Raw genomic sequence first — 17,132 nt, 5'->3', positions numbered from 1 at the left:
TCCAGTCGAGCAACAGCCGTGCCATCAGGCTTGGCCGTGGCGGCCCAGTCCCTGGAACAGCATGTCCACATAGGTTTCCAGGTAGACCCTGGGATCGATGGAAGGTTTCTCGAACAGCCCCAGGGAGTGCTGCCAGATGGTCAGCAGGGTCAGGGGGGCGGTCACCACGGCGAGGTAGGCATCGGGGTCGATGTCGCGCAGCTCGCCGCGCTCGATGCCCCGTCGCAGCAGGCGCAGCCAGAAGGCGCGGCCGCGCTGCATGACCTCCTCGCAATAGAAGTGGCCCAGTTCGGGGAAGTTGCGGCATTCCGAGACCAGCAGCTTGAGGATGCCGCGGCTGGCGGAGCGGCTGTTGTCCTCCATCCAGTTGGCCGCGATCAGGCGCAGCATGTCGCGCGTGCTGCGGTCCGAGCGCTCCATGACCTCCTCGGCGAACTGCAGCTTGGGCTGCACCGCCAGGCGGATGGCCGCGCGCATCAGCTCTTCCTTGGAACCGTAGTAGAGGTAGATGGTGCCCTTGCTGACGCCCGCGCGCTGGGCCACGTCTTCCAGCCGGGTGGAGGCATAGCCCCGTTCCACGAACAGCTCCAGCGCGGCCTGCACCAGCTCGCCCGGGCGGGCTTCGCTGCGGCGGGACCAGCGGGCGGGTCGTTTTTCGGAGGCGACAGTCATGTGCATTTGTACTCCAAGCGCCGCGCCGCGACGACCCCCCTGAATAGGGCGTGCGAAATAAAAAAAGGCGTTCGCCGTGGCGAACGCCTCTGGGTGCTGCGCCGGTCAGCTCAGAACAGGTACTTCATCGTGAACGCGGCAAAGTCGCGGTCGGCATAGGGCCGCTTGCGGAAGTGCGGGTCGCCCAGGTAGGCGTTGTAGCTGACCCCCACCGTGAACTGCTGCAGGCGCGTGAAGTTTGCGCCGACGCTGGCACGGCGGTCGCCCTCGCCCATCAGCGAGCCCAGGCCCGACAGCATCGAGGATTGGCCGTCGCCGATGCCCTGCCAGAACAGCGGGATCTGCAGGTCCCAGCCGTCGATCACGTTCTTGCGGTCGATCAGCACCAGCAGCGAGTAGCCCCAGGCGTCGGTGTCGTAGGTCAGGTCGTTGGAGCAGCTGGTGGGGCCGCAGGCGGCGTCCACGTCCAGCACGTGGATGTAGCTGCCCTCCGCGACCACGGTCAGCGCGTCCCAGAACAGCGCCGGGCCAACCGTGTAGAGGCCCGACAGCAGGCCCTGCACCACGTCGCCGCGGCTCGGCGTGGGCACCGGGCCCAGCAGGCCGCCGTCCACGTCCACGAGCAGGTCGATGCCCTCGCGCAGGATCGCCTCGCCACCCACGCTGACGCCGAACAGCGTCGTGGAGAAGCTCATGGCGGTCATGTCGATGCCGTCGAAGTAGCGGATATTGTACGTGGTGGGCACCTTCAGGCCCAGCGCCTGCGTCGTCAGGTCCGGCAGGCCGCCGACGCCCGGCAGCAGCACGGCGTAGTCGTAGTTCTGCACCGGCGCCGGCGTGGTGTTGTGGTAGCGCAGGCGGTAGAGGCCCACGTTGGTTTCTGGCGTTACCTGGTACTTCAGGCCCGCGCCCCACTGGCCGTGGTCGCTGGGGCGGATGTCGTGCTTGCGCTCCACGTTGATGTAGCGCGGCACGTTCGGCTGCGGGATCAGGCCCAGCGGCAGGTTGAGGTCCGGCAGGATCGGGTCCAGCCGGTCCAGCAGGCCACCGAGCAGGCCGGTGACGCCCTGGATCGGCAGGTTCAGGTTGAGCAGATCGTTGAGCAGGTCCACCGTCTCGGGCAGGTCCGAGGACAGCAGGTTCAGGTCCGAAAGGTTGGCCAGGTACAGCGGGTTCTCGATGCCCCAGATGAACTGCGCGCCGGGGCCCACCACGTCGCTGACCGAGAAGAACTCGCCCACGGGATTGAGCTCGGTCTCCTTGTACTCCAGCTTGTACTGGCCCAGCAGGGTCAGCTTGCTGTTGAGCGCGAACTGCATCGAGATCTGGTTGACCGGCAGCAGGATGCTCTTCACGTCCGCGCCCGGCACCGCCGCCTTGGTCGCGTCGGCCGGTGACTGCGCCAGCGCGATGCCGGAGAAGAACAGGCTCTCGCCCCAGGCCGCGATATGGCGGCCGATGCGCAGGTTCAGCGCACCCTCGTCGCCGACGTACCAGGAGCCGTAGGCATAGGCATCGAGCAGGCGCGCGCGGCGGCCGTCGTAGAACGCCGCCTCGTCCGTGAAGGCCTGTGGATCACCCTCGAAGGGGAAGTTGTGGCGCCCTTCGGTGCGGTTCAGGGTCTCGGGCGAGTCGTTGTGGTTGTAGCCACGGTAGACGCGGTCGTAGAAGGCGTCGCCGCGCAGCAGCACGCCGTAGTCGCCGCGGCTCAGCTGCAGTTCGCCCAGCAGCGACACGCGGTTGTTGACGATGTCGCCCTTGCGGAAGTTGCGGTCGCCGTCGTCGTAGTTGTTCGACTCGTTGAACTTGATGAAATCCGGGATCGGGATCTTCGGGCTCGGTGGCGTGTTGATGATGCCGTCGTGCGGGCTCTCCGTGCGCACCGCCAGGGCATAGCTGCCCTGCAGCTGGTAGCTGCCTTCCAGGCCGAACATCTCGAAGGAACCGGCGGCGGCGGGGGCCGCCCAGCCGGCGGCCAGCAGCAGGGTGGCAGGCGCAGCCAGACGCGGCGCGCGGGCGGGGGGACGGCTCGGCGACATCTCTTCCTCCATGGAACTCGCCGGTCCGCCGTTCTTGGCGCAGCGGCCGGTGTTTAATTGACCATGGGGATAGTTACACCGTCGATAGGATTTAACCTACTCAAATTGCAGTAGTTTTTCTCTGAGCGGTATCGTTGGGGGGATAAGCGGTGGGGCTTGGCCCCCGCGGAATGAGCCTGACTGGTGCCTGCCATCCCGCTCGGAGGAGGCGGCCGGAGAGGTCTTCCGCGAGGCGCGGTGACGCATCAGGATGGAGGCAAGCCCAATGGTGCCGTGAACCCAGGAGACCGCCCTACATGACCAAGAAGAAGGCCGCCCTCAACTACCTCGAAGCCGCCACTCGCTGGTTCGGCCGCAGCCCCGACCACCTGGACCAGTCGGAGCGCCGTGCGCTGGCGCGTGCCGCCCGCCGCCAGGCCAGCACCGAGGATCCCAACCGCCTGATCGACGAGCAGACCGGCTTCGGCGGGCGCCTCGCGGACCGTGTCGCCGCCTTCGGCGGCTCCTGGCTGTTCATCAGCCTGTTCGGATCCTTCCTGCTGGGCTGGACCGTACTGAACACCGAGATCCTGGGCAAGACCGCCTTCGATCCCTATCCCTACGTCTTCCTCAACCTGGTGCTGTCGATGCTGGCGGCGGTGCAGGCGCCGGTGATCCTGATGAGCCAGAACCGGCAGTCCGCCAAGGACCGCCAGATGGCCACCCACGACTACGAGGTCAACCTCAAGGCCGAGATCGAGATCATGGCGCTGCACGACAAGCTCGACGCCCTGCGCCTGGAGCAGCTCACCGAGGTCATCGAGCGCCAGCAGAAGCAGCTGGAGCAATTGACGCAGATGCTGCAGAAGTAAGGGCGCCGGCGGCTTGCTCCCGCGGGCGCGGAGCAAGCCGGGCTTCAGGGCATGTTGTACTGCTTGCGCTTGCGATACAGCGTCGAGCTGTCGATCCCCAGCGTGCGTGCCGCCGCTTCCATCGTCGGCGAGATCGCCAGCAGCGCCTGGATATGCGCATGCTCCAGTTCCTGCAGGCTCACCGGATCGCCCACGCGCAGGCCGCCACCCAGCCCGCGTGCGTTGCTGGAGAAGGGCAGGTGCTCGGGCCCCACGGCCTCGCCCTGGCACAGGATTACCGCGCGCTCCACGACGTTGCGCAGCTCGCGCAGGTTGCCGGGCCAGTCGTAGGCCACGAGCAGCGCCGTAGCCGCTTCGCCGAAGCGGCGTGCCGGGCGGTCGTACTGCCGCACGAACTTCTCCAGCAGGCGCGTGGCCAGGCGTGCGATGTCCTCGCGGCGCTCGCGCAGCGACGGCATGGTCAGCGTCACCACGTTGAGGCGGTAGTACAGGTCCTCGCGGAAGCGGCCGTCGGCCGCCATCGCCCGCAGGTCGTGATTGGTCGCGGCGATCACGCGCACGTCGGCCTTGCGCGTATTCGGATCGCCCACGCGCTCGTACTCGCGGTCCTGGATGAAACGCAGCAGCTTGGGCTGCATGGCCGCCGGCATGTCGCCGATCTCGTCGAGGAACAGCGTGCCGCCGTCCGCCACCTGCACGCGGCCCTGGCGGTTGTCGGTGGCACCGGTGAAGGCGCCGCGCACATGGCCGAACAGTTCGCTGGCCAGCAACTCCGCCGACAGCGACGGACAGCTCACCGTGGCAAAGTTGTTCTTCGAGCGCGCGCTCCAGTCGTGGATCGCGCGGGCCAGCACGTTCTTGCCGACGCCGCTCTCGCCCAGGATCAGTACCGTGGCATCGGTCGCCGCCACTTGGCGCGCCACCTCGTAGGTGGCCAGCAACTGCGGGTTGCGCGTTTCCAGGTCGATCTCGGAGCGGCCGTCGGAGGCCGTCTTTTCCAAGGCCTCGATACGCTTTTCCAGCCGACGCGCATCGGCCTGCTGCGCCACCGCATGCACCAGTTCATCCGGCGTGCAGGGCTTCACCAGGTAGTCGCTGGCGCCGGTGCGCAGCGCGCTGACCGCCAGCGTCGCGTCGTTGAGTGCCGTGGCCATCACCACGCGCATCCACGGTGCCGCTTCGCGCAGCCGCGGCAGCAGGTCCATGCCCGAGTCCTCGCCCAGGTTCACGTCGAGCAGGCAGACATCGAACACAGCGCGCGCCAGCGCCGACTCCGCCTCGGCCGGCGATTGCGCGGTCTCGATGCGGTAGCCGTACTCATCCAACGCGCGACGGAAATTGCGCAGCATCGCCGGGTCGTCATCCACCAGCAGCACGCCGGCCTGACGCAGGTCTTGACGGTCGCTCATGACCGGGCTCCTTGAGTGCAAATTGCACGATAACGCTTTGCTGGGCCCTGCAAGGCGCCGGAACGCTTGTGCGAGCTTTCGATCAGGCTATTGATATAAAAGGATTTTTTAAATGGCACGAGGCTTGGTATCCGAATGTTGTCGTACCCGCCCCAACCGAGGAGGAGAAAATCCATGCTCTATTACTCCATTGTTTTTCTGGTTATCGCGCTGATCGCCGCTGCACTGGGCTTCGGCGGCATCGCCGGCACTGCCACCGGTATCGCCAAACTGCTGTTCCTGGTGTTCCTGGTGCTGTTCGTCATCTCGCTGGTGCTGGGTCGTCGTCCGCCTGCCACCTGATCTACTGCAATTGACCGGGGAGCCAACGGGACGGTTCCTGTTGCTCCCCGGCCGCAAAATCCCGCACACCGGAAGGTGTGCGGGATTTTTCATGCCTGCGGGCTCAGTGCTTGGACAGGCGTTCCTCGAACGCGCGGATCTCCTCCGAGGCCTTGTCCTTGGCCAGGCCGTAGCGCTCCTGGATCTTGCCTTCCAGCACGTCGCGCTTGCCCTCGATCAGGGTGAGATCGTCGTCGGTGAGCTTGCCCCACTTCTGCTTGATCTCGCCCTTGAGCTGCTTCCACTGGCTCTTGATGATGTCCTGGTTCATGTGTCGTTCCTTCCTTGGTTGGTGAAAAACATCAATACGCGGCCATCAGGCCGCCAGACGCTGCTTGAGCGCACGCATCTGCTCATGGCAGTCGCGCACGCGGGGCAGATAAGCCTCGAGCTGGCCCAGCACCGAGGGATCGTCGGCTTCACGGATCGCGCGGCGCATGTGCTCCAGCAGGCGATCCTCCGCATCCTCGAGCTGTGCCACCCAGGCACGGTTCTCGTTGCGCGCCACGGCGGCGCGGACCTGGCCATAGGCCTTCTGCAGGCTGCCTGCCAGCGTGCCGCCGTGCGGCACGTCCTCGCCGCTGGCGGCGATGCTGGCGGAGAGCCCGTTGATCAATTCGCGCTTGGCGGCAGCCATCTGGGCAAACAGGCCTCGCAATTGCGCGTCCTGAACCTGCCCCCCGGCCTGTTCATAGAACTCCGCGCCGTCGCGGGCCACCTGCACCAGTTCCTTCAACTGGCTTGCGTTCTTCATGTCGGCACTCCTCTATTCGTCAATGGCCGGGGCCTGTCGCCGGCACTAGCCCGTGCGCAGGCTGCTGGCGTCCACGTCGCGGACGCCGCTGATGCCCCGGGCGATCTCGACGGCGGCCGAACGCTCCGCCGGCGTGGAGACGCGTCCGCTCAGACGGACCGCGCCTCGGCTGGTGGCAACGGCGATCGCATGACCGTTCACCTCGCGTGACAGCAGTAGCGAGGACTTCAACCTCGCCGTGATCCAGGCATCCACCAGGGAGGCACGCGGTGCCTCCAGTTCCGGTGTCGCGCCCTCGGGAGCGCGCAACGCAATAAGCTCTTCCACCTCTCGGACGCCAGGCGTGGCGGCCGCGATGCGGATCATCCGTGCCCGATCCTCGGGGCGGTCGGCAATACCCTGGAGCCGGGCATGCCCGGATACGGTGTCGACGTTCACGTCGAGCGCGCCGCCGATATCGTCGCGCAGCAACCGCAGCTTGATGCGTGCCGCCAGCAGGCTGTCGCGCAGGCGCTCACGCACGCCGCGCTCCGGCGCTTCAGGTGCGCGTTGCATTGCCGTCGCCTGCCGGGCATCGACCTCGATGCGGTTGTCCACCGGCACGCCCGCGCCACCCTCCCGCGCCACCTGCTCCGCCAGGCGCTTCTGTTCCTCGCTGGCCACCACGCCGGTCAACACCACCCGCTCACCCTCCGCGCTGACCGTCAAACCCAACGGACGCAGGACGTCCGACGTTGCGAACGCCGCGTAGATCTGCGTTTCACGGCCGATCTGCTCCAGGCTCGCCGCCGGCGTCGCCAGGGGCCACAGCAAAGTCGTCATCAGCAGGCACGAGCGCCAGGTTCGCATCGGGGTTCTCCAGGCTTCCAGACAACGGCCGCAAGCGACATACCAACTTTGAATTCTTTTTTATTCAAAGGCTTGCAGGAGATTGGCCCTCGACCACCCCGGCAAGCTGCATGCCTGCGGAGAGGAAATCATGCAGATTGCAATATGCGAGGGCGAGCATGCAGATTCCAGGGGATTCATCCTGAATCCCTGCGAATTGCATGGAACCTGCGGCGATGGCGGGGCGCGTCACCTTTAAAAATCAACCACTTATATTCCATTGGTGGTTGGCACGAAGCCTGCGCCTGAATCCAGGCCGGTGGCAGGGACGCCGCCGCATACCGAAGCAGGAGCACACGATGAAACACGGATGTCTGAAGCAGGGATGGATGATCCCGCTGGCCATGGCCAGCCTGGTCGCCGTGGCCGGCTGCAAGCCGAAGGAAGCGGCCAACGCCGAGCAGATCAGCGAAGCCCAGACCGAGGGCCAGCAGAACGTCGCCGAAGCCAGCGCCCAGGCGCAGCAGGACATCGCTGCCGCCAAGCAGGCCGAGACGCAGGCGACGCTCGATGCCGCCAGCAACCCGGACGCGGCGGACGCGGCGCTCACCAACATGCAGGCTCGTGGCGAGACCCTGAAGCAGGAAGCCGAGGGGCGGTACAAGGTGGAGTCTGCGCAAATCGACGCCGCCTTCAACACGGAAAAGCAGCGCTGCAACGGTCTGCCCAGCGGCGACCGCAGTGCCTGCATCGACGCCGCCAAGGCGGAACAGGAACGCAAGCTCAGCGAGGCCAAGACCCGCCGGGACAGTACGCCGGGCGCCGGCTGAACAGGTCCGCGCCCCGCTTGATTGCCTGTTGATACAGAACCCCTGCCGACATGGATGGTCGGCATAGCGGAGAAGGAACTCCCTCAGAGCGCCGCCCCCACGAGCGCTCCTCTCTCGCCGGCGCGGCCCCACCGCGCCGGTTTTCTTTTTCAAGGCCGCCTAGCGCGGCGGGAGCGCAGCGATGAAGCAGGAGCGTAAGACCAGCGGTATCGTCACCGGTGAAGCCAAGGAAGAACATGTCCGCAAGCTCCCGGCGCCGACCACACACAAGTCAGGTGATGGAAGCAAGGGTGCACGCCTGGGGCCCAGCCGCGTGCCGCGGCGCGAGGAAGCTACCGACGCGGCGATCGGCAAGGGTGAGGAGATGTTGCGGCCGCGCAAGGCAGAAGATGCCAAGACCAAGAGGGGAACGACGGAGTAGCGGAACGCGCGTTACCGCGAAATCAGCGGGGCTTCTCAGGCGGCTTGCGCCGTCGGAGAGGCCGGTTCCTCACGCTGGGCACTGCAGCGCTGCAACTCCTCCAGGAATGCCTCGCGCCAGGCGTCGGCATCGTCGCGCAGCAGGTCTCGCATCAGCGCGGCGTGGCGATTGCGGCGCTCCTCCAGCGACATGTAGCGCGCGGTCTGTAGCGCGTCGGCCACCGCGGTGTTGTCGTAGGGGTTCACGATCAACGCGGATTGCATCTGCCGCGCCGCACCGGCGAAGCGTGACAGCACCAGCACACCGGGATCGGCCGGATCCTGTGCGGCGACATATTCCTTGGCTACCAGGTTCATGCCGTCGCGCAGCGGCGTCACCAGGCCGATGCGGCTGGCACGGTAGATGCCGGCGAGCTGGCGCCGGCCGAGCGGCCGGTTGATGTAGCGGATCGGCTCCCAGTCGAGCTGGGCGTAGCGGCCGTTGATGTTGCCGGCGATCTGCTCCAGCTCGCGGCGGATCGCCATGTACTCCGGCACCTCCCCGCGGCTGGTCGGTGCGATCTGCAGCAGTTCCACCTGGCCATGGGTATCCGGGTAGCGATCCAGCAGGCATTCCACCGAGCGGAAACGCTCGGGAATGCCCTTGGTGTAATCGAGCCGATCGACGCCGACGATCACGGTGCGATCTTCCCGGTGCGCCCGCACGCGCTGGAATTCCTGCTGCGCCGTCGGCGACCCCGCGATCTGGGCGAACTCGCGTGCGTCGATGCCGATGGGGAAGGCCCTGGCCGTCAGGCGCCGGCCGAAAGCGGTGATGGTATCCCCGCGCAACTGCGCACCGAACTCGCGGACCGCGCAATCGCGGAAACGCTGCACGTCGTCCTCGGTCTGGAAGCCGAGCAGGTCGTAGGAGAACAGGCTGCGCATGAGGTCGCGGTAATGCGGCAGTGCCGTCAACATCTCCGGGACCGGGAAGGGGATGTGCAGGAAGAAGCCGATCTGCTGCTTGGCGCGCTGCTCGCGCAGCGCCTCGGCGAAGGGCAGCAAGTGATAGTCATGAATCCATATCAGGTCATCGTCCTGCAGCAAGGGCCACAGTGCGCCCGCCAGGCGGCGGTTCACCCGCATGTAGCCATCGTAGTGCTGGGGATCGAATGCCGTAAGGTCCAGGCGCAGGTGGAACAGCGGCCACAGGCATCGATTGGCGAAGCCGTTGTAGTAGGCATCGTGCTCGGCCTGGCTGAGGTCCATGGTCGCGAGCCGGATCGGGCCCGATTCCACCACCGCCGGGCGTGTGTCGGGATGATCGGAAATTTGTCCGCTCCAGCCGAACCACAGGCCGCCGCGCTCACGCAGGGCGTCGAGCAGCGCCACCGCCAGGCCGCCGCCCCGGGCGGCACCACGCGGATGCGTCACGCGATTGGACACGGCTACCAGCCGCGGACGTTGAGCGGCCTTGCGCAGGCTCGGCGGCGTCATACGAAATTCCGCAGCCCGGCTCCTGCTGCCAGCCAGCGGTGGACTGCCAGCACACTGCCCAGGCGATAACGCGCCGCGCTGGGGCCCGCTCCGACCTTCACGCCGTAGCCGCCCATCGCCTGCGCGACCAGGATGCCGTTCTCGTCCGTGAGATCGTCACCCACGAAGACCGGCTTGCGGCCTGCGAAGGGAGCTTGCTCCATCAGCGACTGCACCGCATAGCCCTTGTTGGCCTGCGGCGGCAGAACTTCGATCACCATCTTGCCCTTGGTCGCCGCCAGGCCCATCGCCGAGGCCAGGGCCGAGGCCACGGCCTCGCATTCGGCGGCGCGCTCCGGCGCCAGCCGGTAGTGCACGGCCACGGCCATGCCCTTGTCTTCGATCAGGATGTTGGGATCGTCGCCGAAGTAGCGGCGCAAGGCATCGGCCAGGCCATCCGTGGCCGCGGGCCGTGTCTCGGTGGCTGCGCCCGCGCGCCGCAGCTCGGCGCCGTGCAGGCCGGCAGCCGGCAACTGCAATGGAAACAGCAGGCGGTCCACGGTCTGGATCTGGCGACCCGTGACGATCGCCAGCGCTCCGCCAAGGCGGTGCCGGAGCGCTTCCAGCAGGCCGGGCAGATGCGGCGCCACCACCACGTCGTCCGGCCGCTGTGCCAGATCCAGCAGGCTACCGTCGAGATCGTGGAACAGCGCGATGTCATGGGCGAGCGGCGGCGGGGGAGTCGAGGCCATCGCCTCGGGCCGGGCAGCACGTCCTTGTGCCGCGCTCCGGCCTTCCTTCGAACCGACATCCTGTCGGTACCGCTGCTCGCTCAGAAAATTCATCATCGGATTCCTGTACGCCGGGCTGCGGTGGTGATGCCCCTGAGCGATCCCGCAATCCCTCGCGGCGACCGCACCGTCCTTGGCGCAACGCGCTCAAGGACATCAACACCGCAGCCCGGCTTCACACCTAGCGCTGGTCGCCCGGCTTGGCTGCGTCCTGCACTTCCTGTCCGCCGCGTTCAAGGTCCTTGCCCGCGCCTTCCACCGTATTGCAGGCGGCCAGCAGGGTGCTGCCACCCAGCAATATCGCGACGACGAGCTTCTGCATCCATTGCGTCATGTCACTTCTCCTTGTGAGGACTCCAAAGCGACGCGGCAATGTAGGTACACTGCGGCGACGACACATGAGACCCATGTTTCGTGCCAGCCGTAAAAATCCACAAGCGATTGATTTGAAAAGGGCGTTGGTAACTCTCGCCGGACTGTCTTGACTGCACATCGCAGAGGCCACCCATCCCGGCCATGCAAAACGCAGGCTGCGGCGTCGTCCGGCGGCACAGGAAGGCATGGACGCATACAGCGCAACGGAGAAAGTCGAGTCGCCACGCCGGCAGCGCATGCTGCTGGTCTGGCTGGGACTCGGCTTCCTGTGGCTGCTGGTGCTGGCCCTGGTGGTGAGCGGTACGCGCCTGGCCTATTACTCCAAGAGCCGCTTCAGCGAGAAGCTCGACCGCGTGCAGCGCCTGCAGGAGGCCTTCAAGGAGACCTCCGTGCTGATGGGGCTGGTGGTCGAACTCGAAGGTGGGCAGCGCGACTGGCTGTTGCGCCAGGACACCAAGGCCTTGCAGCGCTACCGCGAGGCCGAGACACAGCTCCCGCACCAGCTCGCCCGGCTCGACGGGATGCTGCGCGACCGCAGCGACTTCCGCGCCGAGATGCAGCGGCTCAGCCGTCTCGCGCTGGAGGAGCGACAGGCCTTCTCGGGCCTGCAGGGCCTGGCCGACAGCCAGGGCAGCGACGAGGCGCTGCAGCGCTCGCGCAGCCTGCCGGAGATTCCGGCGATGGACGCCACGCGCACGGCCGTAGTGAACTTGCAGATGCGCCTGGTGGAAGTTGCCACCCGCGAGCAGGACCTGCTCAACGATGTCATCACCCGGCGCAACATCGCTATCTACCTGACGATCCTGCTCGGAGCCGTCGGTGCGCTCGGTGCCCTGTTCCTGCTGCGTCGCTACTACGTCACGCTGCATGAAGAGCAGCAGATGCGCGCGCGCATGATCGAGTCGCAGCGCGAGAGCCTGCGCAAGAGCAGCTTCCTGGCCACCATGAGCCACGAGATCCGCACGCCGATGAATGCCATCCTGGGGTTCAGCCAGCTGCTGCTTGATCGCACCGGTGACTCCGTCAGCCGCCGCTACGTCGAGGCCATCACCGTCAGCGGCCGCTCCCTGCTGGCCCTGATCGACGATATCCTCGACCTGTCGAAGGTGGAAGCCGGCAAGATCGAGATTCGCGCCCTGCCCACCAGCCTGCGCGAAGTCGCCGACGGTGTCGTAGCCGTGTTCTCGCAGCAGGCCGCCGACAAGCGCCTGCAGCTCTCCGCCAGCGTCGATGCCGCGGTGCCGGAGTCGGTGCTGCTGGACGTGGCACGCCTGCGCCAGATGCTGTTCAACCTGGTCGGCAACGCGGTGAAGTACACCGACCGCGGCAGCGTCACCCTGCGCATTTCCGCACGCCCCAATCCGGAGGAATCGCAACTGCTGTCCTGCGTGTTCGAAGTGCAGGACACCGGTGTCGGCATCGCGCAGGCCGAGCTGCAACGCATCTTCGAGCCCTACGTGCAGGCCGAGTCTGGCGGAGCGCCGCGCGAGGGCAGCGGCCTGGGCCTGGCGATCACGCGCCAGCTGGTGCAACGCATGGGTGGCAGCCTGGAGGTGGAGAGCGCACCCGGCAGGGGCTCCACCTTCCGCATCCTGCTGCCGCGCATCGCCGCCGCCGGTGCGCCGCCGCCGGAAGAGCCGATCAGCGACGAGGCCGGGCAGGAACGCCTGCGTATCCTGGTGGTGGACGACGTCGAGCTCAACCGCGAACTGATCGCGGCCATGTTCAAGGACTCGCCGCACGAGATGCTGTTCGCCCCGGACGGCCCCACGGCACTCAGCATGGTGCGCGAGTCCGCACCGCAGTTACTGCTGCTGGACCTGCTGATGCCGGGCATGGATGGCTTCGAGACCTTGCGCCGGCTGCGCGCCGAACCGCTGCTGGCGCCACCGCGCGTGATCGCCGTGACCGCCACCAGCCTGCGCGGCGAACAGGCCGAGCTGCGCAAGCAGTTCGACGGCTATGTCGCCAAGCCCTTCACGCGCGACGGCCTGGTCGCCGAGATCCGTCGCGTCATGGCACAGGGCCAGCGAGACCAGGCCGAAGAAGCCATGGCGCCGCTGCCGGAGGGCGTGCGCCAGCGGCTCGAGCGCCTGCTGGTGCGCGACTGGCCTGCCGTCTGCGCCGCGCCGGCGATGCGCGACGTCAAGAATTTTGCACAGGCGTTGGATGAGGTGGCCCTGGCTTGCGGGCGGCCCGAGCTGCGCGACTACGCGCGGGAACTCAACGACGCGGCTTTTGCCTTCGACGCCTTGCGCGTCGAGGCCTTGCTGGAAGAATTTCCGCAGCGTGGTGGAGCGCTGCTGGCCAAGGGGAAGGAAGGAAAATGAACGAGTCCGCAGACAAGGACCTTACGGCACCACTGGTGATGGTGGTGGACGACAATCCGGCCAACGTGCAGCTGTTGGGGCAGCTGCTCGATGGCGCCGGCTACAACGTGGTGCCCGCCACCAGCGGCGCGCAGGCGCTGGAGCGTGCCGCCCTGCGCAAGCCGGACCTGGTGCTGCTGGACATGATGATGCCCGGCATGGACGGCAGCGAGGCGATCCGTCGCCTGCATGCCCTGCCGGGCCTGGCCGACCTGCCGGTGATCTTCGTCACCGCCGCCACCGGCGTGGAGGAGCTGGCGCGCGGCTTCGAGCTGGGCGCCGTCGACTATCTCGCCAAGCCCTTCGTCGCGCGCGAACTGCTGGTGCGCGTGCGCACGCACGTCGAGCTCAAGCGCGCGCGCGACCACCTGCAGATGGTGCTGCGCGAGCGCGACGAGATCGTCAACGTCGTCGCGCACGACCTGAAGAATCCGCTGACCTGCATCCGCTTCGCCAACCAGCTGCTGTCGCGCACCGATGATCCGTCGCGTCGCGCCGAGCTGATGCAGGAGATCGACGAATGCAGCGACGAGGCGCTTAAGTTCGTGCAACGCTTCCTGACGCAACGCGCCGAGGGCGAGGCCCTGCGCCAGTTCCACAGCGAGCCCATCGATCTCTGCGCCATGGCTACGCAGGCCCTGCGTCTGCAGCAGGCCGAAGCAGAGGTACGCGGGCTGCGTCTGCGTCTCGAGTCTTCCGAGCCGGAAGTTTCCGCGCTGGGTGATCACATGGCGGCGCGCAACGTATTGCAGAACCTGGTCTCCAACGCCATCCGCCACTCGCCCGAGGGCGAGGAGATCCTGGTGTCGCTGTCGGTGACGCGCAGCGGCAACGCCCGCTGCCTGGTGCTGGACCGCGGCCCCGGCATTTCGGAGGCGGACCAGAAGAAGCTGTTCCAGCGTTTCGCCCGCATCGTCACCGCGCGCGCCGTGCCGGAGTATTCCTCCGGCCTGGGCCTGGCCATTGCCAAGCACGACATTACCCGCATGGGCGGGCACCTGTGGTATGAGCTGCGACCGGGTGGCGGCAGCGTGTTCGGCTTCGAGTTGCCGCAGCAGCGCGGGAACTGATAGCGCCCGGGAGCCGTTTGCCCGTTCATGCCGAGCGCCGCGTAGCGGCGTATCGAGGCACGCGGTGATGTCGACGTAGTCGCCGGCACCCCCAGCGACACACGCGGCTTGCTTGATGACGCCCAAAAGAAAACGCCCCGCGAAAGCGGGGCGTTTCTTGAAACAAGCAACAGCAGACGCGCTTAGAGCGAGTAGTACATCTCGAACTCGATCGGGTGCGTCGTCATGCGGAAGCGGGTCACTTCCTGCATCTTCAGCTCGATGTAGGCATCGATCAGGTCGTCCGTGAACACGCCGCCCTTCTTGAGGAAGTCGCGGTCCTTGTCCAGGGCGTCCAGCGCCATGTCGAGGCTGTGGCAGACGCGCGGGATCAGCTTGTCCTCTTCCGGCGGCAGGTGGTACAGATCCTTGTCCTGGGCTTCACCCGGGTGGATCTTGTTCTGGATGCCGTCGAGGCCGGCCATCATCATCGCGGCGAAGGCGAAGTACGGGTTGGCGCTGCTGTCCGGGAAGCGCACTTCGATGCGGCGGCCCTTCGGGTTCGCCACGTACGGAATGCGGATCGAGGCCGAGCGGTTGCGAGCCGAGTAGGCCAGCATGACCGGCGCTTCGAAGCCCGGCACCAGGCGCTTGTAGCTGTTGGTGCCCGGGTTGGTGAAGGCGTTCAGGGCCTGGGCATGCTTCAGGATGCCGCCGATGTAGTAAAGCGCGGTCTCGGAGAGGCCGCCGTACTTGTCACCGGAGAACAGGTTCTTGCCTCCCAGCGACAGGGACTGGTGCACGTGCATGCCCGAGCCGTTGTCGCCGACGATCGGCTTCGGCATGAAGGTGGCGGTCTTGCCGTAGCTGTGGGCCACGTTCTGGACCACGTACTTCAGCTTCAGGACTTCGTCGGCCTTCTTGGTCAGGGTGCCGAACTTCACGCCGATCTCGCACTGGCCGGCGGTGGCGACTTCGTGGTGATGCACTTCGACGCCCATGCCGACGGCTTCCAGCGTCTCGCACATGGCGGAGCGGATGTCCTGCAGGCTGTCGACAGGCGGAACCGGGAAGTAGCCGCCCTTGACGCCCGGACGGTGGCCCATGTTGCCGCCTTCGTAGGCCTTGCCCGAGTTCCAGGCCGCGTTCTCGGCGTCGATCTCGACGAAGCAGCCCTTCAGGCCGGAGTCATAGCGGATGCTGTCGAAGATGAAGAATTCGTTTTCCGGGCCGAAGAAGGCCTGGTCGGCGAGGCCGGTGGACTTCACGTAGGCTTCGGCGCGCTTGGCCAGCGAGCGCGGATCGCGCGAGTAGCCTTCACGGGTGGACGGCTCGAGCACGTCGCAGGTCAGGACCAGCGTGGTGTCTTCGAAGAAGGGGTCGATGAAGGCGGTGCTGGCGTCCGGCAGCAGGATCATGTCGGACTCGTTGATGCCCTTCCAGCCTGCGATCGACGAACCGTCGAACATCTTGCCGTCGACGAACAGGTCTTCATCGACGGTGGAGGCCGGCACGGTGACGTGCTGTTCCTTGCCACGCGTGTCGCAGAAGCGGAAGTCTACGAACTTCACGCTCTTTTCCTGGATGAGCTTCAAAACTTCTTTAGCCGACATGGGCTACTCCCGTTACGGTGTGAGTGAAAAAGTGAATGGGCTGGGCTGCCCCAGCGTGCGCCAAAAAGATGCACGTAGCATGCCAATTGGGCGGGCGGGCGGGGACGGCGGGCGCAGCATGGTAGCGGAAAACCACTTCCGGCGCCCCCGGCTGCCCGGAAAAGGCGCGGTGGCGAAGCGGTTGTTTAATAACTAAAAACTACCATATTTTATACAATATATAATCACAAACCTCCCGGAAATCGCTGCTGCCCTGCAATGAATGACGGGGCGACCGTATACTCCCGCCCCTTCGCGCCCGTGCGGGCGAACTTCAAAATTTCGAGTCTCCGTCATGACCTTTCAGGACCTGATCCTCAAGCTCCAGCAGTTCTGGGCCGGCCACGGCTGCGTGATCGTGCAGCCCATGGACATGGAAATGGGTGCCGGCACCTTCCACTGGGCCACCTTCCTGCGCGCCCTCGGCCCCGAGACCTGGAACACCGCCTATGTGCAGCCCAGCCGTCGCCCCACCGACGGCCGCTACGGCGAGAACCCCAACCGCCTGCAGCACTACTACCAGTTCCAGGTCCTGATGAAGCCGTCGCCGGCCAACATCCAGGAGCTGTACCTGGATTCGCTGCGCATGCTCGGCTTCGACCCGCTGACCCACGACATCCGCTTCGTCGAGGACAACTGGGAGTCGCCGACGCTGGGCGCCTGGGGCCTGGGCTGGGAGGTCTGGCTCAACGGCATGGAAGTCACCCAGTTCACCTACTTCCAGCAGGTCGGCGGCATCGAGTGCCGTCCGGTGGCGGGCGAGATCACCTACGGTCTCGAGCGCCTGGCCATGTACATCCAGAAGAAGGAAAGCGTCTACGACCTGGTCTGGAGCGACACCGGTGGCCGCGTGGTGACCTACGGCGACGTTTATCACCAGAACGAGGTGGAGCAGTCCACCTACAACTTCGAGCATGCCGACACCGCCACGCTGTTCGAGCGCTTCAACAAGGCCGAGGCCGAGTGCCAGCGCCTGCTGGCGCTGGATCCGCCGCTGCCGCTGCCGGCCTACGAGCGCACCGTGCAGGCCTCGCACAGCTTCAACATGCTCGACGCCCGCGGCGCGATCAGCGTCACCGAGCGCCAGGCCTACATCCTGCGCGTGCGCACCCTGGCCCGTGCCTGCGCCGAGGCCTACTACAACTCGCGCGCCCGTATCGCCGGCTTTGCGCCGCTGAAAGCGGCCTGAGCCGGGCTGGACGCGACGAAGCCGCCTCCGGGCGGCTTTTCTTTGGCCGCCGCGTGACGCAGTTT

The 17,132-nt window shown here is 66.4% G+C and carries 17 protein-coding genes; 7 read left to right on the top strand and 10 right to left on the bottom strand.

Translation table 11 applies throughout. The features are described from left to right. Positions 1-24: 24 nt before the first annotated feature. The gene (locus tag QT386_RS09740) at positions 25-672 is read right to left on the bottom strand and encodes a TetR/AcrR family transcriptional regulator (RefSeq protein WP_289273560.1); all 648 of its coding nucleotides are present in this window, start codon (positions 670-672) and stop codon (positions 25-27) included. Positions 673-782: 110 nt separating this feature from the next. Further along, a complete protein-coding gene (locus QT386_RS09735) occupies positions 783-2,711 on the bottom strand; it encodes a DUF1302 domain-containing protein (protein WP_289273559.1) in 1,929 nt (642 codons plus the stop codon). 296 nt (positions 2,712-3,007) lie between these two features. Here QT386_RS09735 and QT386_RS09730 point away from each other — a divergent pair, with 296 nt between their 5' ends. Then, positions 3,008-3,562 (top strand): DUF1003 domain-containing protein, encoded by a 555-nt coding sequence (locus QT386_RS09730; protein ID WP_289273558.1) that lies wholly within the window; start codon positions 3,008-3,010, stop codon positions 3,560-3,562. A 44-nt stretch (positions 3,563-3,606) separates the two neighbouring features. Here QT386_RS09730 and QT386_RS09725 read toward each other — a convergent pair whose 3' ends face one another. Then, positions 3,607-4,971 (bottom strand): sigma-54 dependent transcriptional regulator, encoded by a 1,365-nt coding sequence (locus tag QT386_RS09725; protein WP_289273557.1) that lies wholly within the window; start codon positions 4,969-4,971, stop codon positions 3,607-3,609. A 174-nt stretch (positions 4,972-5,145) separates the two neighbouring features. Here QT386_RS09725 and QT386_RS09720 point away from each other — a divergent pair, with 174 nt between their 5' ends. Beyond that, positions 5,146-5,313 carry a DUF1328 domain-containing protein gene (locus tag QT386_RS09720; protein ID WP_104229129.1) on the top strand — a complete coding sequence of 56 codons (168 nt, stop codon included), beginning with the start codon at positions 5,146-5,148 and terminating at the stop codon, positions 5,311-5,313. Between the two features lie 103 nt (positions 5,314-5,416). Here the strand turns inward: QT386_RS09720 and QT386_RS09715 are convergent, their stop codons facing one another. The 3 genes from QT386_RS09715 to QT386_RS09705 are packed head-to-tail and all read right to left on the bottom strand — an operon-like array spanning position 5,417 to position 6,955. After that, positions 5,417-5,623: a CsbD family protein gene (locus tag QT386_RS09715; protein ID WP_289273556.1), complete on the bottom strand. Its 207-nt coding sequence runs from the start codon at positions 5,621-5,623 to the stop codon at positions 5,417-5,419. 45 nt (positions 5,624-5,668) lie between these two features. Beyond that, positions 5,669-6,106, bottom strand: a complete 438-nt coding sequence (locus QT386_RS09710; RefSeq protein ID WP_289273555.1) for a PA2169 family four-helix-bundle protein — start codon at positions 6,104-6,106, stop codon at positions 5,669-5,671. Between the two features lie 45 nt (positions 6,107-6,151). Next, positions 6,152-6,955 (bottom strand): BON domain-containing protein, encoded by an 804-nt coding sequence (locus tag QT386_RS09705; protein WP_289273554.1) that lies wholly within the window; start codon positions 6,953-6,955, stop codon positions 6,152-6,154. A gap of 338 nt (positions 6,956-7,293) precedes the next feature. On the opposite strand from QT386_RS09705, the gene QT386_RS09700 reads away from it, so the two are divergent. Both QT386_RS09700 and QT386_RS09695 read left to right on the top strand, forming a co-directional pair. Further along, positions 7,294-7,764: a hypothetical protein gene (locus tag QT386_RS09700; RefSeq protein WP_289273553.1), complete on the top strand. Its 471-nt coding sequence runs from the start codon at positions 7,294-7,296 to the stop codon at positions 7,762-7,764. A 181-nt stretch (positions 7,765-7,945) separates the two neighbouring features. Continuing rightward, positions 7,946-8,185 (top strand): hypothetical protein, encoded by a 240-nt coding sequence (locus QT386_RS09695; protein ID WP_289273552.1) that lies wholly within the window; start codon positions 7,946-7,948, stop codon positions 8,183-8,185. A 35-nt stretch (positions 8,186-8,220) separates the two neighbouring features. On the opposite strand, the gene QT386_RS09690 is transcribed toward QT386_RS09695, so the two are convergent. The 3 genes from QT386_RS09690 to QT386_RS09680 all read right to left on the bottom strand — a co-directional run bounded on the left by QT386_RS09690 (position 8,221) and on the right by QT386_RS09680 (position 10,755). After that, entirely contained in the window at positions 8,221-9,663 is a 1,443-nt protein-coding gene (locus tag QT386_RS09690) for a trehalose-6-phosphate synthase (RefSeq protein ID WP_289273551.1), read from the bottom strand. Further along, positions 9,660-10,394 carry a trehalose-phosphatase gene (gene otsB, locus QT386_RS09685; protein WP_289273550.1) on the bottom strand — a complete coding sequence of 245 codons (735 nt, stop codon included), beginning with the start codon at positions 10,392-10,394 and terminating at the stop codon, positions 9,660-9,662. Before otsB ends, QT386_RS09690 begins: the two co-directional genes overlap by 4 nt. Before the next feature lie 220 nt (positions 10,395-10,614). Next, on the bottom strand, positions 10,615-10,755 hold the full coding sequence (locus QT386_RS09680; protein ID WP_367401419.1) for an entericidin A/B family lipoprotein: 141 nt from the start codon (positions 10,753-10,755) through the stop codon (positions 10,615-10,617). Positions 10,756-10,993: 238 nt separating this feature from the next. On the opposite strand from QT386_RS09680, the gene QT386_RS09675 reads away from it, so the two are divergent. Together QT386_RS09675 and QT386_RS09670 are read left to right on the top strand one after the other, a co-directional pair. Further along, positions 10,994-13,138, top strand: a complete 2,145-nt coding sequence (locus tag QT386_RS09675; protein WP_289273548.1) for an ATP-binding protein — start codon at positions 10,994-10,996, stop codon at positions 13,136-13,138. Beyond that, complete coding sequence (locus QT386_RS09670; protein ID WP_289273547.1) at positions 13,135-14,247, top strand: hybrid sensor histidine kinase/response regulator; 1,113 nt, start codon at positions 13,135-13,137, stop codon at positions 14,245-14,247. Before QT386_RS09675 ends, QT386_RS09670 begins: the two co-directional genes overlap by 4 nt. Positions 14,248-14,429: 182 nt before the next feature. Here the strand turns inward: QT386_RS09670 and glnA are convergent, their stop codons facing one another. Continuing rightward, positions 14,430-15,839 (bottom strand): glutamate--ammonia ligase, encoded by a 1,410-nt coding sequence (gene glnA / locus QT386_RS09665; protein WP_289273546.1) that lies wholly within the window; start codon positions 15,837-15,839, stop codon positions 14,430-14,432. Positions 15,840-16,173: 334 nt separating this feature from the next. Between glnA and glyQ the strand changes: the two genes are divergently transcribed. Next, positions 16,174-17,067 carry a glycine--tRNA ligase subunit alpha gene (glyQ, locus tag QT386_RS09660; RefSeq protein WP_289273545.1) on the top strand — a complete coding sequence of 298 codons (894 nt, stop codon included), beginning with the start codon at positions 16,174-16,176 and terminating at the stop codon, positions 17,065-17,067. Positions 17,068-17,132 lie beyond the last annotated feature (65 nt).

Origin of the sequence: Solimonas sp. SE-A11 (assembly GCF_030345715.1) — a bacterium.
Classification (GTDB): Bacteria; Pseudomonadota; Gammaproteobacteria; order Nevskiales; family Nevskiaceae; genus Solimonas_A.
This window is presented reverse-complemented; position numbering and strand designations above follow the sequence as displayed.

What these genes read in the sequence shown, in the direction of transcription:
- QT386_RS09720 (WP_104229129.1), top strand. Translation starts at nt 5,146, where the DNA reads ATGCTCTATTACTCCATTGTTTTTCTGGTTATCGCGCTGATCGCCGCT.
- QT386_RS09690 (WP_289273551.1), bottom strand. Translation starts at nt 9,663, where the DNA reads ATGACGCCGCCGAGCCTGCGCAAGGCCGCTCAACGTCCGCGGCTGGTA.
- QT386_RS09680 (WP_367401419.1), bottom strand. Translation starts at nt 10,755, where the DNA reads ATGCAGAAGCTCGTCGTCGCGATATTGCTGGGTGGCAGCACCCTGCTG.
- QT386_RS09675 (WP_289273548.1), top strand. Translation starts at nt 10,994, where the DNA reads ATGGACGCATACAGCGCAACGGAGAAAGTCGAGTCGCCACGCCGGCAG.
- QT386_RS09730 (WP_289273558.1), top strand. Translation starts at nt 3,008, where the DNA reads ATGACCAAGAAGAAGGCCGCCCTCAACTACCTCGAAGCCGCCACTCGC.
- QT386_RS09715 (WP_289273556.1), bottom strand. Translation starts at nt 5,623, where the DNA reads ATGAACCAGGACATCATCAAGAGCCAGTGGAAGCAGCTCAAGGGCGAG.
- QT386_RS09700 (WP_289273553.1), top strand. Translation starts at nt 7,294, where the DNA reads ATGAAACACGGATGTCTGAAGCAGGGATGGATGATCCCGCTGGCCATG.
- QT386_RS09705 (WP_289273554.1), bottom strand. Translation starts at nt 6,955, where the DNA reads ATGCGAACCTGGCGCTCGTGCCTGCTGATGACGACTTTGCTGTGGCCC.
- QT386_RS09710 (WP_289273555.1), bottom strand. Translation starts at nt 6,106, where the DNA reads ATGAAGAACGCAAGCCAGTTGAAGGAACTGGTGCAGGTGGCCCGCGAC.
- otsB (WP_289273550.1), bottom strand. Translation starts at nt 10,394, where the DNA reads ATGGCCTCGACTCCCCCGCCGCCGCTCGCCCATGACATCGCGCTGTTC.
- QT386_RS09735 (WP_289273559.1), bottom strand. Translation starts at nt 2,711, where the DNA reads ATGTCGCCGAGCCGTCCCCCCGCCCGCGCGCCGCGTCTGGCTGCGCCT.
- glyQ (WP_289273545.1), top strand. Translation starts at nt 16,174, where the DNA reads ATGACCTTTCAGGACCTGATCCTCAAGCTCCAGCAGTTCTGGGCCGGC.
- glnA (WP_289273546.1), bottom strand. Translation starts at nt 15,839, where the DNA reads ATGTCGGCTAAAGAAGTTTTGAAGCTCATCCAGGAAAAGAGCGTGAAG.
- QT386_RS09740 (WP_289273560.1), bottom strand. Translation starts at nt 672, where the DNA reads ATGACTGTCGCCTCCGAAAAACGACCCGCCCGCTGGTCCCGCCGCAGC.
- QT386_RS09670 (WP_289273547.1), top strand. Translation starts at nt 13,135, where the DNA reads ATGAACGAGTCCGCAGACAAGGACCTTACGGCACCACTGGTGATGGTG.
- QT386_RS09725 (WP_289273557.1), bottom strand. Translation starts at nt 4,971, where the DNA reads ATGAGCGACCGTCAAGACCTGCGTCAGGCCGGCGTGCTGCTGGTGGAT.
- QT386_RS09695 (WP_289273552.1), top strand. Translation starts at nt 7,946, where the DNA reads ATGAAGCAGGAGCGTAAGACCAGCGGTATCGTCACCGGTGAAGCCAAG.